Consider the following 14,710-nt stretch of genomic DNA (forward strand, 5'->3'; position numbering starts at 1 on the left):
TCACGGTCGTCATCCCAGGGCGAAGCAGGAGCGAAGCTCCGTCGCGTAGACCCTGGGATCCATGCCGTGACCGTGGCCGAGGAATGCCACGGTCCAGAATGCTTGTCTTCCGTCGCTGCATCTTGTCGAAATTAACGGAGCTGCTGTTCTTCGAGACAATATCTCCAACGTTGTGACACGGAGGCGTCACGGCATGGATTCTAGGGTCTGCGCGCGTCGCTTCGCTCCTTGCTCCGCCCTAGAATGACGAAGTCGGTAGTGTCTTCTCCTCGCTGGACCGTTCAAAAGGCGTCCGTGGCCACCGCGACCCGGCTTGAGCAGCACCCTGCTTCCGGTTCATATCGCCACCGGCCTGCTTTGCGCGGGCCGGGGAGGATTTCATGTACAAGCTCTATACGCGTCCGGGCAGCGGCGGCTTCGTCGTCGAGGCAGCGCTCGCCTTGGCCAACGCGCCGTTCCAGCAGATCGACGTGCCGAAGTCCGACCTTCCCGATCCGGCCTTCCTCGGCATCAGCCCGTTGAATCAGGTGCCGGTGCTGACCTTGCCGGATGGAAGCTCGATGACCGAATCCGCCGCAATCTGCATCCTGCTTGCCGAACGCCATCCCGACGCCGGCCTGGCGCCGGCGGTCGACGCGCCGGCCCGCGCCGATTTCCTGCGCTGGATGGCCTTCATGTCATCGGTGCTCTATCCGGCGGTGCTGCGGCTGTACTACGCCCATCGCTACACGGCCGACGCCGACGGCACGAAAGCCGTCAAGCAGGCGGCCGTCGCCGAGATGGACCGCGGCTTCACCGTTCTCGATACCGCGCTGCAAGGCCGTGACTGGCTGGTCGGCGAGACCATGTCGCTGGCCGACATCTATCTCGTCATGCTCATTGCGTGGCATCCCGACATCGAAACCGCGCGGGCAACATGGCCTGATATTGAGCGCTTGTGGGCCAAGTTGCGCGGCCATCCGCTGATGAAGACACTCAACATTTCGCACGAGATGTGGCCGAGCTGAAGGTCAGTTTCGCAGCGCAGCCCTTTTACCCTGCAGGAACCGGCGCACCGCCGGATCGCGCTCGAGGCCGATCGCCCTGTCATAGGCCTCGCTTGCCTGCGGCACCTGACCCAGCCTGGCCAGGAGACCAGCCCGCGCCGCCCAATAGGGCTGATATTCATTGAGCCGCTTGTCGTCGCCCAGCACGTAAAGCGCTGCCAGCCCGGCCATGGCGCCCTCCGTCTCGGCGAGTGCGACGGCGCGGTTGATCGCCACCACCGGCGATCCGACGATCGAAAACAGCGCGTCGTAGAGCGCGCGGATCGCCGGCCAGTCGGTGCGGCCGGTCAGCCGCCGCGCCGCATGGGCGGACTGGACGGCCGCCTCGAGCTGATAGCGGCCGACGACGCCGCCCGCCGCGGCATGGGAAAGCAGCGCCTCCGCCTCATCGATGAGAGCGCGGTCCCATAGATCGCAATCCTGTTCGGCCAGCGGCACGAAGTCGCCTTCGGCGCTGCGCCGGGCGGCGCGGCGCGCCTCGGCAAACAGCATCAGCGCCAGCAAGCCAAGCGCTTCCGGCTCGTCCGGCATCAGCGTGGCCACCAGGCGGCCAAGCCAGATGCCTTCGGTGGCGAGGTTGCGGCGCCGCGTCTCGGTGCCGGCCGGATCGGACCAGCCTTCGGCGAAAGCCGCATAGATCGCCTCCAGCACGGCATCCAGCCGCTCGCCGAGTTCGGCCCGCTCCGGCACGCGGAACGGAATGCCGGTTTCGCGGATGCGCGTCTTGGCGCGCACCAGGCGCTGGCCCATCGTTGCCGGCGAGACGAGGAAGGCGGAGGCGATCGTCGCGGCATCGAAGCCAAGGATGGTCTGCAGGATCAGCGGCGCCCGCACACCCGGCTCGATCGCGGGATGCGCGCAGGCGAACATCAGCCGCAGCCGCTCGTCGGGCAGATCTTCGTCGGTCATAGGCGCCTCCATCTCTTCGGCGATCAGCTGGAGATGATCGCGGGCCGCCTCCCGGGTGAGCCGCCGCCGCACCGCATCGACGCGGCGGCGCCGCGCCACCGCCAGCAGCCAGGCTTCCGGTTTTTCAGGCACACCTGACTTCGGCCAGCGTTCGAGCGCCGCGGCAAAGGCGTCGGCCAGCGCGTCCTCGGCGGCGGCCACGTCGCGCGTGCGCGCCGCGAGCCAGGCGACCAGCTTGCCGTAGCTCTGCCGGGCGGCGGCCTCCGCGGCCGCCCGGGCGATCTCCGGGCGACTGTCCATTACGCTGTCATTTCTTGGGCATGTAGTCGGCCATTTCCCAGATCGGCCGCAACTCGACCGTGCCGGTGCTGGCCGCCGGGCAGCGTGCCGCCCATTCGATGGCGGTGTCGATATCGGCCGCCTCGATCATGTAGAAGCCGGCAAGCTGTTCCTTGGTGTCGGCATAGGGGCCGTCGATGACGTTAGTCTTGCCGTCGGCGATCCGCACCGAGGTGGTCGCCTGGGTCGGGCGCAGCCTTTCGCCGGCGAGCCATGCACCGGATTTCTTCAACGCTTCGGTATAGGCGGTATAGGCCGCGCTCATCTGCTGGGTCTTCTCGATCGGCATGGCCGCCAGTGCGGCTTCGTCGCTGTTGATCAAAAGTATGTATCGCATGGGTCTTCTCCCGTGGTTTCGAAGGCCGCGTCCTTGCGGGGCCAGACGGATGTCGCGCGGCGGCAACCGATTTCGACAGACTGCGGAAAAAATCTTCGGCCCTGATCGGGCACGACGCAAGCCTTTCGTCATACCAGGGCGGAGCAGCCGCGAAGCGGCGTCGCGGAGACCCTGGTATCCATGCCGTGACGGGAGGTGACGTGCGCGGCAGACCAGAATTCTGCACCGGCTGTGATGTTGTTGATGTCGCGGCATGGATCCCGGGGTCTGCGCCGCGTCGCTTCGCTCCTTGCTCCGCCCCAGGATGACGAAGCTATTGATGTTTCCGCCAATCACCGACGCTTGCGGCTAGCTCGCGACTGCATCAGGCGACATTTTCGCGACATGAGTATCCACCGGCTCGAGCCAGCCGCGATAGCGCACGATCAGCCCGGTGAGCGGGTGCGAAATCTCGACATGGAAGCGGAAGCGGTCATCCTCGATCGTCTCGAAGGAGGTCGAGCGCGGGCAGAGCAACATCGGCAAGGGCAGGCCAAGAACGCTCCAGCCGCGCAGGACAAGCGACAGCTTTTCCTCCCCGGTCACCAGCGCCATGGCGAAGGTCAGCGGGCCGAAGCGCTCACACAACAGGCGCTCAGAGCGGCCTCGCCCCGCAAATTGGCGGCTGGAGAAGCTGTGCGTACCGAATGTCCGCGTCCAGGTTTCTTCGCCCTCGTCGACGTCGAAGCGGACCTGCACCGGAATGTCGGTGCTTGGCTCGGGAAAGCCGACCAGCCATGCCGTTAGCCGGCCAAGGATGTTTGATCCACGCTCGACGCTGGCGCGGCCTTCCGCCATTTTCGCGCGGTCATGCATGGCACGGATTTTTTCGGGCAAGCCCTGCCAGGCATCGCCGAGCAGAGCCTGATAGAGCGGTTTGTCCGGGCCGCCGGCGGTGTCGTCGCGAAAGCCGGGATAGATCGCCCTGCCCGCGAACAGGGCCTCGTAGTCGGCAAGCTCGAGATCGTTCACGGCGGCACGGGCACCGGCCGCGGGCACACGGCCGTCGAGCGCCTTGCGCACCAGCGCCTCGACCGCCATCGACGGGATCAATGGCCCGTCATCGCCTTCGGCCAGCAGATGCCATGAGCGTTTGAGCGGCCTGCCGGTCTGGTCGGCACCTTCGACCGCGACGAACATGCCGCCGCGATGCTCACCCCAGCGCAGCCGGTTGGTTGCCCAATACATCAGCGGGGCGAGCGGCGACAGCGAGCGCATCGGCCCGATGCGTACCAGCCAGGCAAGGCCGATCAAGGCGCGATGCAGGATTTCGGGCACCGGCCCGGCACCCATCCAGACGGTTTTCGCCTGTGGCCACAGTTCCGCCAGCGCGCGCAGGTCCGGCACGTCGACGAGCGAGAACAGCGTGTTCTTCAGCGGCACGCGGCCGGGCGGCGCGATGGTATTGCGAATCTGCTCGGTGAGCGGATGACCTTGCGCCTTGCCGCCGTCGCGCATCAGCGCGACCGACTGGCCGGCATAGCCAGCGATCGCCCGGATGACGTTTTCGCCGACGCCGGCATAGGGCGACGGCGCGATGCCACCTTTGATCGTGTCGATCCGCGCCATGTCGGAAGACAGCCGGCGCACCACCGCCGCCGTCAGCACGGGAAAGCTGGAGACGCCGGACAGCACGAACAGCCCGGCTCGCTTCGCGGCCGCATCGAAGGCCGGCACGCCGGCGACGAAATCCGATCCATCGGCGAGATCGAGATAGTTGACGCGCTTGGCGATGCAGGCCTCGATCAGCCGATAACGGCCCTCGCCATAGGCCTGGAACGGGCCGCTGGCGTCGACCAGCGTGTCTGGCGATAGCGACGCCAGCTGCGCGGTGAGATCGCCATCGCGGTCGAACGCGGCCGGTTTCAATTGCGCGGCGACCGAACCACGGCTTGCGCACCAGGCCTCGGCCTTGGCCAAAGAGCGGCCGGCAACGATCACCGTCAGGCGCGGTTCGTTCTCCAGCAACTGGATGATGCGTCCGCCGAAGGTGCCGTAGCCGCCGACGATGAGAAGCTTCATGCGCTGCTCCCCCTGGAGCAACATTTAGCCAAGGAACCGCTCCCTCAGTTCGGCGGAAGGAATGTCGCAACTGTCCTTTCTGCCGAACAGGGCATAGCGATTTTTGGCGATGCGATTGTACAGCCAGTCACGCAGCGGGCGCGGCAGCAGCAACAGCGCCCTGGCCGCCCGCCACGGCCAGCCGAGTTCCGACATGACGGCAACAAAGCTGTCGAGCTTCGTGAAGGCGATGCCGTCGACAAGGACGAGATTGGTTTCGTAACTGTCGGTCCGCAGCCCGTGTTGCCGGAACAGCGCTTCGCCGAAGGGCGATTGCGCGGTGGCGAAGCGGAAGCGGTTTTTGCGGTCGAGCCTGACCACCATGCGCACGAAGCCGGAGCACAGCACGCAGACGCCGTCGAAGACGATCAGCGGATGGCTGGCATCGAAAGATGGTTCAGCGGGAGGACTGGGATTGGCCAGATTTGACTTGGGCGACTGGGGAAGGTCGGTCACGCGGGCCTCGGCTGCTCGTATCCTGGGACACTAGGCCAGCCGGAGGCGGGATCAAAGACGTGGCGATGTCGCACGACGCCTGTCGCTCAGAGCCGGGCGCTCGGAACGATAGGTGGTGGCGCGGGTATTGGCACCCGGCCTGCAGATACGGCTGTTGTGGCGGCTCTCGAACGTCATGATCAATGCGCGCCCAGCGACGTGCCGCGACGGGCGCAAGCCGGACCGGGGCCGCGCATGTAGTAGCGCTCGGGCCGGTAGGTCGGCGCGACGAATTCGCGGATGGCGGCGGCATAGCCGATGAGGTGCGTAAGGAAGTTCATTTACCCTGTCCCTGTCCCGATTTTCGGATGTCCCTTCCGATTGACGGACATCATAGCGCCGAGGCGTGAATAGTCGGTGAACACGATGTTAATATCTGGTCGAAAACCCGTTGCTTCGTGGCCGGAATGCGGCTGATTCGGGGTCTTTCAGTGCTCTCTGTCGCCATTCCGCCCAGTGTGACTTTTGCATCACATATGTTTCGTTTGAATGTCGCCTGCGCGCGGTTCTGTTTCAATTTCTTCCGCGCCAGTGAAATTTCCGTTCTGGCCGCCATAATGGCTCAGGCGGCCCTGGCATGCCTGATGTCACGCGCCGGCGGAACTGGAGCGGGCCCTGGCCGTTCTCATCTTCATCTGATTGCTGAAGGGGAATTGCCATGGCGCCGCGTCCAGCCTGGAAGGGTTATTTGAAGCTGTCGCTGGTCACCTGCGCGGTCGAGCTGACCAATGTCGTCACCCATACCGAGAAGGTCTCGTTCCGGGTGCTGAACCGCAAGACCGGCAACACGGTGAAGCGCATCTATGTCGATGCCGAGACCGGCAAGCCGCTCGGCGATGGCGACGAGATCAAGGGCTATGAACTCGACGCCGGCGATTTTGTCCATGTCGAGGAGGACGAGATCGAGGCGGTGCAGATCGAGTCCTCGCACACGATGAGCCTTGACGGTTTCGTCGACAAAGCCTCGATCCAGCAGATCTATCTCGACACGCCCTATTATGTCGCGCCGGCCGACAAGGTCTCGGAGGAGGCGTTTGCCGTCATCCGCGACGCCATGGCGGGCAAGAAGATGGCTGGGCTGGCGCGTATCGTGCTCTACAGCCGAGAACGGCCCGTGGTGATCGAGCCGCTCGGCAAGGGCATGGTGCTGACGACATTGCGCTACGACAACACGGTGCGTCAGCCGGACAGCGTGTTCGGCGAGATCAAGGCGGTGAAGACCGACCAGGAAATGACCGAGCTGGCCGAACTGATCATCGACAAGAAGAAGGCCACTTTCGATCCTTCGAAATTCGACGACAAATATGAGGACGCGCTGCTCGAACTGATCCGCGCCAAGAAGGCCGGCCACAAGGCGCTGAAGGCCAAGGCGGCGCCCAAACCCTCAAATGTCGTCAATTTGTTCGACGCGCTGAAGAAGAGCCTGTCGGACTCCGGGTCATCGAAACCGTCTTCGTCGGCGAAAGCCAAACCGGCAGCCAAACGCGCCAAGGCGAAAGCCGCCGCGCCCAAGCGCAAATCGGCCTGAGGACACCAAACCATGGCAAGCCTTGAGCCGTATCAAGCCAAGCGCGATTTCAAGAAGACATCGGAGCCGGCCGGCAAGGTTGTTCGCGGCGCGAAAGCCGGCGGCATCTTCGTCATCCAGAAACATGCCGCGACGAGACTGCACTACGATTTTCGCCTCGAGCATGACGGCGTGCTGTGGAGCTGGGCGGTGACGCGCGGCCCGAGCCTCGATCCGCACGAAAAGCGGCTCGCGGTGCATGTCGAAGATCATCCGATCGATTATGCCTCCTTCGAGGGCACGATCCCCAAGGGCGAATATGGCGGCGGCTCGGTCATTGTCTGGGACGAGGGCACATGGGAGCCCGAGATCGACCCGGCCAAGGCGATGAAGAAGGGCCATATCAGCTTCGAGCTCAAGGGCCACAAACTGCATGGGCTGTGGCATCTGGTGCGGCTGAAGCCGCGCGCGGGCGAGAAGCGCGACAACTGGCTGCTGATCAAGTCGGACGATGCCGCGGCGCGTCCGGGCGAGGACATCCTGAAGGAAGCGCCGAAATCGGTGAAGTCCGGGCTGACGATCGAAGAGGTCGGCGAGGGCAAGGCGGCCAAAGGCGAGAAGGCGAAGGTCTGGCATTCCAACAAGCCGGCCGCCGGCAAGGCGAAGGCCGCAGCCCGGAAACTCGACTTCGTCGAACCGCAACTCGCCACGCTGGAACGCGACGCGCCGCCGGGCAAGGACTGGCTGCACGAGGTGAAGTTCGACGGCTATCGCATGCAGGCGCAGATCGCCGGCACCGATGTGCGGCAGCTGACCCGCACCGGCCTCGACTGGACGGAGAAATTCGGCGGCGAAATCGTCGCGGAACTGGCAGCGCTGAAATGCAGCGACGCCATCATCGACGGCGAAATCGTCGTGCTGGCCGACAGCGGTGTTTCGTCCTTTGCGCTGCTGCAGCAGGATCTATCGGCGAAGCGGACAGATCGCTTCATCTACTACGTGTTCGACCTGATGCGGCTCGACGGCAAGGATTTGCGCGCAGAACCACTGGTCGAGCGCAAGCAGGCCTTGCAGGAGCTGCTCGGCAAGCAGTCGGACAATCCGGCGGTGCGTTTCTCCGACCACTTTTCCGAACCCGGCAAGATCATGCTTGAGCATGCCTGCCGTATGGGTTTGGAAGGCGTCGTCTCCAAACGCGCCGATGCGCCCTATCGCAGCGGGCGCGGTCCGACCTGGGTCAAGTCGAAATGCACGGCGCGGCAGGAATTCGTCATCGGCGGCTATCTGCCCTCGGACAAGACCGGGCGCGGGCTGCGCTCGCTGCTGGTCGGCTATTACGAGGCCGGCAAACTGCACTATGCCGGACGCGTCGGAACCGGCTTCTCCGCCAAGGGTGCGACGGAGCTCAAGAAAAAACTCGATGCGCTGAAGGCGACGGACTCGCCTTTCGACAAGGCCGTGCCCAAGGGCAAGGGGCTGGTCTGGGTCAAGCCGGAGCTTGTCGGCGAAGTGGAGTTTCGCAGCTGGACCTCGGACCGTATAATACGCCATGCCTCGTTCCAGGGGCTGCGCGAGGACAAGCCGGCGGAGGATGTGGTGCAGGAAAAGCCCAAGGTATCGACAGCAAGGAGCGCGGCCAAGGCCGAACCGGCATCAAGCAGCGCCGGTAAATCCGCCGGGGCGATGACGACCACGGTCAAACTCTCCCACCCCGACAAGCTGCTGTGGCCCGAGGAAAAGATCACCAAGCAGAGGCTGCTCGACCATTACGCTGAGGTGTGGCCGCGCATGGAGCAGTTCGTCGTCAACCGGCCGCTTAGCCTGGTGCGGGCGCCGGATGGCGTCGGCGGCCCGCGCTTCTTCCAGAAACATGCCTCGGCCGGCATGAGCGACAAGATCGCCCGGATGAAAGACCCAACCGATGGCGAGGAGATCCTGTTCATCAAGGATTTCGATGGCATTGCGGCGCTCGTCCAGTATGGCGTGGTCGAGGTCCACATCTGGGGCTGCACGATCGACAAGCTGGAGCAGCCCGACCAGATCATCTTCGATCTCGACCCCGATGAAGGTGTCGACGTCAAAGCGGTGCGCGAGGCGGCGCTCGATATCAGGGACAAGCTCGACGAATTGTCGCTGCTGAATTTCGTCAAGACGTCGGGCGGCAAGGGTTATCATGTGCTGGTGCCGCTGAAGCCATCCGCGGACTGGGAGGCGGTAAAAACCTTCGCACATGATTTCGCCAAGGCCCTGGAGCAAGGTGCCCCGGACCGCTACACGGCGACGCTGTCGAAAAAGGCGCGCACCGGAAAGATCTTCGTCGACTATCTCCGCAATGGCAGGGGCTCGACGACAGTCGCGCCCTATTCGTCGCGGGCCAAGAAGGGCGCCACCGTATCGATGCCGGTGACCTGGGCCGAGATCGAGGTCGGGCTGGCGCCGAACGCGTTCCCGATCGGCGACAAGACGACGCTGGCGAAGTTGGCGGAAGCCGATCCTTGGAAGGGGTTTTTCGAGCAGGGGAAGGTGTTGAAGCGGGGGTGAGCCTACTCGACTTCGTCATCCTAGGGCGAAGCAAGGAGCGAAGCGACGCGGCGCAGACCCTAGGATCCATGCCGGGACGCCAAGGAAAAACACGGCGGCACAGAATCTAGCGATCTTCCCCGTCGTGGGGGCAGCAATGATATGCACCGTTGCGGCGCTCTGTGGTCGCGGCATGGATCCTAGGTGTCTGGTCCCAGAGTGTGGGGGAATCAGTCAAGCTGCCCCTTCATTCAGGGATCAGCTATGGGACAGATACTCCACGGCAGCGCCACGACCACGCACGCCATCCGAACAGCGATACAGCGATCGAAAGCTCCGCTCAAAGAACTCGCCACGCAGCACGGTCTAAATCGGAAAACTGTCGCCAAGTGGCGCAAGCGGACCTTCGTCCATGATGCGCCAATGGGCCCGAAGACCGTACGCTCCACCGTTCTGACTGCCGAGGAGGAAGCGGCAATCGTCGCCTTCCGCAAGCATACGCTACTGCCTCTGGATGACTGTCTCTATGCTCTGCAGGCGACGGTCCCGCACCTGACGCGGTCGTCCTTGCATCGTTGCTTTCAGCGCCACGGTATCAGCCGCCTGCCCGAGGTCGCTGGCGACAAGCCAGCCAAACAGCCCTTCAAGCGCTACCCAATCGGCTATTTCCACATCGACATCGCCGAGGTCCGAACCGAGGAGGGCAAGCTCTACCTATTCGTGGCAGTGGATCGGACCTCGAAGTTCGCTTTCGCTCGGCTGATGCAGAAGGCGACCACAGTCACCGCCAGAGCTTTCCTCGACGAATTGGTCGAAGCCGTCCCCTACAAAATCCACACCGTGCTCACCGACAACGGCATCCAGTTCGCCGACCTGCCCAAGAACCGGGATGGCCCGACCGCGCGCTGGCGCGGCCACCCCTTCGACCGGACCTGCTGGAGGCATGGCATCGATCACCGTCTCACCAAGCCCAACCACCCATGGACCAACGGCCAGGTCGAACGGATGAACCGGACGCTGAAGGAGGCAACCGTCCGGCGATATCACTATGAGACCCACCGGCAACTTGAAAATCACCTTGCCGCCTTCCTCGATGGATACAACTTCGCCAGGCGGCTCAAGACCCTTCATGGCCTTACACCTTACGAAGCTATCTGCACGGCATGGGCCAAACAGCCAGATCGCTTCCGCATCGATCCGGTCCACTTGACCTCGGGACTGAACACCTAGGGCGAAGCAAGGAGCGAAGCTCCGTCGCGGAGACCCTAGGTGTTTAGTCCCGGCATTTGATGGGTTGGATTGAGCCGGAACCGTTTTGGCTCTTTTTCCCAGATTTTGCAGATGAACTCATAGGGCGTGAGGCCTTTGAGGGTCTTGAGCCTGCGCGCGAAGTTGTAGGCTGTGATGAAGTCGGCGAGGTGCCGACGCAGTTGATCGTGGTCGTCATAGTGGAAGCGCTTGACGGTCGCCTCCTTGATGGTTCGGTTCATCCGCTCGACCTGGCCATTGGTCCAAGGATGGTTGATCTTTGTGAGCCGGTGCTTGATGCCATGCTTGTGGCAAATGTCGTCGAAGACGTGCTGAGGGGCGTGCTGATCGCAGGTCCGATTGGTGAACTGGATGCCGTTGTCGGTTAGAATGGTGTGGATGGCATAGGGCACGGCCGCAATCAGATCCTGAAGGAACTGGACCATCAGCATCTTACCCGCTGTCTCGTGCAATTGCGCATAAGCGAACTTGGACGTTCGATCTATGGCAACGAAGAGACGTAGCTTGCCCTCGGCGGTCTGCACCTCGGCGATATCAATGTGGAAATAGCCGATCGGATAAGCCTCGAACTTCTTCTTGGCCGGCTTGTCGGCGTCCACCTCCGGCAGTCTCGAAATGCCGTGGCGTTGAAGGCAACGATGCAATGACGAGCGCGTCAGGTGCGGGATCGTCGGCTGCAGGGCGTAGAGGCAATCATCCAGCGGCAGCTGCGTATGCTTGCGAAAGGCGACGATGGCTGCTTCCTCTTCGAGGGACAGCACCGTCGACCTTGGTTTGCTCGGGCCGGTCGGAAGATCGGCGGTCGAGGTTCGGTGCCGCCACTTCGCAACCGTCTTCGGATCGATGCCGTAGCGCTTGGCGAGCTTCTTCAGGCTCTCTTGACTATTTTGTATTGCTCGACGGATTGCCTCTGTCGTCGTGGCGCGACCGTGTAGAATCTGTCCCATAGCGCATCCTTCCATTCGGAAGAAAACATCGCACCATTAAAGCTCGGGATCAAACACCTAGGATCCATGCCGGGACGCCAAGGAAAAACGCGGCGGCACAGAATCAAGCGATCTTCCCCGCCGTGGTGGCAGCAATGATATGCACCGTTGCGGCGCTCTGTGGTCGCGGCATGGATCCTAGGGTCTCCGCGACGCCGCTTTGCGGCTGCTCCGCCCTAGGATGACGAAGGTGTGGGTGAGCGCCGGCCCCTCAACTCAGAAATACCCTCTCGAACGCCTGCTTGCCCGGTGGTGAGAAAATCACCGCGCGGCTGTCCTTCTCGCGGCGCGCCCACTTCTCCAACAGAATCTTGTCGAGGATGGCGGCGCCCAGCGTGCCGGCGAGGTGCGAGCGGCGCACGCTCCAGTCGAGGCAGGCGCGGCACACCGGCCGCCGCGGCTTGGTGTAGACATCGATGCCGATGGCGGCGAAATGCGATGCCGCTGACGGCCCGAGCCTGATCTCCTGGTCGTCGCGGACCAGTACGTTTTTATCGACAAGGCGATCGAGCATCGCCACCGCCTGCTCGCCGGCGAGGTGGTCGTAGCAGACACGCGCCACGCGCATGGCGCCGTCGCGCGGACCCGGCCGCACGCGCTTGGGGCCAACAGCTTCCGCAACACCGGTGATGGCCTCGATCATGCCGGCCACCTGCGGGCTGGCGAGGCTGTAATAGCGGTGCCTTCCCTGGCTGGCCAGGGTCAGCAGCCCGCCCTCCATCAGTTTCGACAGATGCGAGGACGCTGTCGGAAGCGACACGCCAGCTTCCAGCGCCAGTTCACTCGCCGTCAGCGCCGTGCCGCCCATCAGCGCGTTCAGCATGTTGGCGCGGGCCGGATCGCCGACCAGGCTGGCGATGCGGGCGATGTCAGGTCCTTCACGCATAGTTCGTTCCTCATCGAAGCATTCTTGTCAGATAACCACTATTCTCCGGTCAGATCAAGGAGACGACGATGACCGCAAGACCCACCTTCACCCCCGCACCGTTCCCCGGCCGTCGATCGTTCCCGTTCATCATCTGGGTCCGCTCACGGCTGCTGGCCCACTGGTATGACCGCCATCTGCAGCGCCGCGACCTCTCGGAGATCGACGACCACCTGCTGCGTGACCTTGGCCTGACGCCGGAAGATGTGCGCCGCGAATGCGCAAAGTCGTTCTGGCAGGCATGACCCGGAAGGGAATTGCCTAGCAGATCGGGCGGAACAACGTTTCGCCGCCGCTCGAACTATGGACGCGAAAATACAACCCTCAAGGAGACTACCATGACCATCACCTGCTTCATCCGTTATGAGATCGACCCGTTTGGCAAGGCTGCCTTCGAGGAATATGCCCGCAACTGGGGCCAGGCCATTCCGCGCTGCGGCGCCGATCTGATCGGCTATTACGCGCCGCATGAGGGCTCGGCGACGACGGCCTATGCCGCCTACAACATCGAAAGCCTGGCCGCCTATGAAGCCTATCGGGCGCGGCTTGCCGCCGATCCCGCCGGCAAGGCAAACTATGAGTTCGCCAAGCGTGAACGATTCATCCTCAAGGAGGACCGCATGTTCCTGAAACACGTCTCCGGACCACACGCGAAACTGGTGCTGCCGTGATCGCCGTCATCTTCGAGGTCGAACCGGCACAGGGCAAACGCGATGCCTATCTCGCCATCGCCGCCAAACTGCGCCCCTTGCTCGACGGCATTGACGGCTTCATCTCGATCGAACGTTTTCAGAGCCTGGCCGACCCGAACCGCATCCTGTCGCTGTCATTCTGGCGCGACGAGGAGGCGGTCAAGGCCTGGCGGAATACGGAAGAACACCGGCAGGCGCAGCAGGCTGGCCGGGGTGGCATCTTTGCCGGCTATCGTTTGCGGATTGCCCATGTGGTGAGGGATTATGGGCTGACCGAGAGGGATGAGGCGCCGGCGGACAGCCGAGCGGTGAATGGGTGACAGCGTCGCGCCAGCCCCCTCATCCGGCCGCTGCGCGGCCACCTTCTCCCCGAGGGGAGAAGAGGCTGGCGCTGGCGCTCGTAGTCTCCTCTCCCCTCGGGGGAGAGGTCAGCCGAGCGAAGCGGAGGCTGGGTGAGGGGGCGCTTGGCCCTCACGCATTCCCGATCAGCACGCCCGCGGCGAACACCAGGGCGCCGCCCAGCACCACCTGGAAGGCGGCGCGCAGGAACGGGGTCTGCATGTAGCGGTTCTGGACGAAGGCGATGGCCCACAGTTCGAAGAACACCACCACGGCGGCCACCGCGGTTGCCGTCCAGAATCTCGGGATGAGATAGGGCAGCGCGTGGCCGAGACCGCCGAGCGTCGTCATGATGCCGACGGTCAGGCCGCGCTTGATCGGTGAGCCGCGGCCCGACAATTTGCCGTCGTCGGAGGCAACCTCGGTGAAGCCCATCGAAATGCCGGCGCCGATCGAGGCGGCAAGGCCGACCAGCAGCGTCTGCCAGGTATCGTGCGTGGCAAAGGCAGCGGCAAAGATCGGCGCCAGCGTCGACACCGAGCCGTCCATCAGTCCGGCCAGGCCCGGCTGCACATAGGTGAGGATGAACTGACGCTGTTCGGCGCTGGCTTCCTCGGCCTTGACCGCGCCGGGCACATGTTTCTGCTCCAACGCATGTGCCGAGCTTTCGTGACCCTGTTCGGCGGCGGCCAGACCGCCGAGCAGTTTACGGGTCGAGGCGTCGGTTGTGCGCTTGGCCGCCTCGACATAGAAAAGATAGGCCTGCTGCTCCATCGCTTCGGCCTGGCGGCGCACGGCATCGATGCCGAGTGGCCTGACCAGCCAGTCGGGCTTGCGTTCATAATAACCCTTCACATGCTCGCGCCGGATCAGCGGGATACGCTCGCCGAAACGCGTGCGGAAGAGTTCGATCAGAGCGTCGCGATGGCCATCTTCTTCCTCGGCCATCTCCTCGAACACCTTTGCCGATTGCGGAAAACTTTCCGCCAGCCCGTCGGCATAGGCCCGGTAGATGCGGCCGTCATCTTCCTCGGATGAAATGGCCAGCGCCAGGATTTCCTGTTCGGAGAGCGTCTCGAAGGGGCGGCGGCCGAAGCCGAAAACACGGGAAAGCATGAGGAAATCACCCTAGTTTAGAATAGTTCTAAACTAGGATTTCGCATCGCCCGGGTCAACCGCGCTGAGGTCGCGGGTCAAGAAATGTTGAAGCCAGCGCGCGAGGGGTGCCCTTCATTATCAGCGAATG

At 63.6% G+C, this 14,710-nt stretch carries 15 protein-coding genes; 7 read left to right on the forward strand and 8 right to left on the reverse strand.

All coding sequences use genetic code 11. The features are described 5' to 3' along the window. The first annotated feature begins 380 nt into the window (after positions 1-380). A complete protein-coding gene (locus tag AC0V7N_RS05025) occupies positions 381-1,007 on the forward strand; it encodes a glutathione S-transferase family protein (RefSeq protein WP_475455263.1) in 627 nt (208 codons plus the stop codon). Positions 1,008-1,010: 3 nt separating this feature from the next. On the opposite strand, the gene AC0V7N_RS05030 is transcribed toward AC0V7N_RS05025, so the two are convergent. The 5 genes from AC0V7N_RS05030 to AC0V7N_RS05050 all read right to left on the reverse strand — a co-directional run bounded on the left by AC0V7N_RS05030 (position 1,011) and on the right by AC0V7N_RS05050 (position 5,507). Beyond that, a complete protein-coding gene (locus AC0V7N_RS05030) occupies positions 1,011-2,255 on the reverse strand; it encodes an RNA polymerase sigma factor (RefSeq protein WP_475455265.1) in 1,245 nt (414 codons plus the stop codon). 7 nt (positions 2,256-2,262) lie between these two features. After that, a complete protein-coding gene (locus tag AC0V7N_RS05035) occupies positions 2,263-2,631 on the reverse strand; it encodes a YciI family protein (protein WP_475455267.1) in 369 nt (122 codons plus the stop codon). A 348-nt stretch (positions 2,632-2,979) separates the two neighbouring features. Beyond that, positions 2,980-4,692, reverse strand: a complete 1,713-nt coding sequence (locus tag AC0V7N_RS05040) for a saccharopine dehydrogenase family protein (protein ID WP_475455269.1) — start codon at positions 4,690-4,692, stop codon at positions 2,980-2,982. A gap of 24 nt (positions 4,693-4,716) precedes the next feature. Continuing rightward, entirely contained in the window at positions 4,717-5,187 is a 471-nt protein-coding gene (locus tag AC0V7N_RS05045; protein WP_475455271.1) for a thiol-disulfide oxidoreductase DCC family protein, read from the reverse strand. Between the two features lie 179 nt (positions 5,188-5,366). Then, positions 5,367-5,507 (reverse strand): hypothetical protein, encoded by a 141-nt coding sequence (locus AC0V7N_RS05050; RefSeq protein WP_013892047.1) that lies wholly within the window; start codon positions 5,505-5,507, stop codon positions 5,367-5,369. A gap of 377 nt (positions 5,508-5,884) precedes the next feature. Here AC0V7N_RS05050 and ku point away from each other — a divergent pair, with 377 nt between their 5' ends. The 3 genes from ku to AC0V7N_RS05065 all read left to right on the forward strand — a co-directional run bounded on the left by ku (position 5,885) and on the right by AC0V7N_RS05065 (position 10,483). Next, positions 5,885-6,754 carry a non-homologous end joining protein Ku gene (gene ku / locus AC0V7N_RS05055; protein ID WP_475455274.1) on the forward strand — a complete coding sequence of 290 codons (870 nt, stop codon included), beginning with the start codon at positions 5,885-5,887 and terminating at the stop codon, positions 6,752-6,754. A gap of 12 nt (positions 6,755-6,766) precedes the next feature. Beyond that, positions 6,767-9,274, forward strand: coding sequence for a DNA ligase D (ligD, locus tag AC0V7N_RS05060; RefSeq protein ID WP_496627738.1), 2,508 nt, complete (start codon positions 6,767-6,769; stop codon positions 9,272-9,274). A gap of 243 nt (positions 9,275-9,517) precedes the next feature. Then, on the forward strand, positions 9,518-10,483 hold the full coding sequence (locus AC0V7N_RS05065) for an IS481 family transposase (RefSeq protein WP_475455276.1): 966 nt from the start codon (positions 9,518-9,520) through the stop codon (positions 10,481-10,483). 35 nt (positions 10,484-10,518) lie between these two features. Here the strand turns inward: AC0V7N_RS05065 and AC0V7N_RS05070 are convergent, their stop codons facing one another. Both AC0V7N_RS05070 and AC0V7N_RS05075 read right to left on the reverse strand, forming a co-directional pair. Continuing rightward, positions 10,519-11,469, reverse strand: a complete 951-nt coding sequence (locus AC0V7N_RS05070; protein WP_475455278.1) for an IS481 family transposase — start codon at positions 11,467-11,469, stop codon at positions 10,519-10,521. Between the two features lie 250 nt (positions 11,470-11,719). Then, positions 11,720-12,394: a helix-turn-helix domain-containing protein gene (locus tag AC0V7N_RS05075; RefSeq protein WP_496627739.1), complete on the reverse strand. Its 675-nt coding sequence runs from the start codon at positions 12,392-12,394 to the stop codon at positions 11,720-11,722. Between the two features lie 68 nt (positions 12,395-12,462). Between AC0V7N_RS05075 and AC0V7N_RS05080 the strand changes: the two genes are divergently transcribed. From AC0V7N_RS05080 to AC0V7N_RS05090, 3 genes are all read left to right on the forward strand, one after another. Beyond that, the gene (locus AC0V7N_RS05080) at positions 12,463-12,678 is read left to right on the forward strand and encodes a DUF1127 domain-containing protein (protein ID WP_475455282.1); all 216 of its coding nucleotides are present in this window, start codon (positions 12,463-12,465) and stop codon (positions 12,676-12,678) included. A gap of 93 nt (positions 12,679-12,771) precedes the next feature. After that, on the forward strand, positions 12,772-13,104 hold the full coding sequence (locus tag AC0V7N_RS05085) for an NIPSNAP family protein (protein WP_095776169.1): 333 nt from the start codon (positions 12,772-12,774) through the stop codon (positions 13,102-13,104). Continuing rightward, positions 13,101-13,445 carry an antibiotic biosynthesis monooxygenase family protein gene (locus AC0V7N_RS05090; protein WP_475455285.1) on the forward strand — a complete coding sequence of 115 codons (345 nt, stop codon included), beginning with the start codon at positions 13,101-13,103 and terminating at the stop codon, positions 13,443-13,445. The genes AC0V7N_RS05085 and AC0V7N_RS05090 overlap by 4 nt, the downstream gene beginning before the upstream one ends. Positions 13,446-13,596: 151 nt before the next feature. On the opposite strand, the gene mbfA is transcribed toward AC0V7N_RS05090, so the two are convergent. Then, positions 13,597-14,580 carry an iron exporter MbfA gene (gene mbfA, locus AC0V7N_RS05095; protein ID WP_475455287.1) on the reverse strand — a complete coding sequence of 328 codons (984 nt, stop codon included), beginning with the start codon at positions 14,578-14,580 and terminating at the stop codon, positions 13,597-13,599. Positions 14,581-14,710 lie beyond the last annotated feature (130 nt).

This window comes from Mesorhizobium kamtschaticum (genome assembly GCF_056174585.1).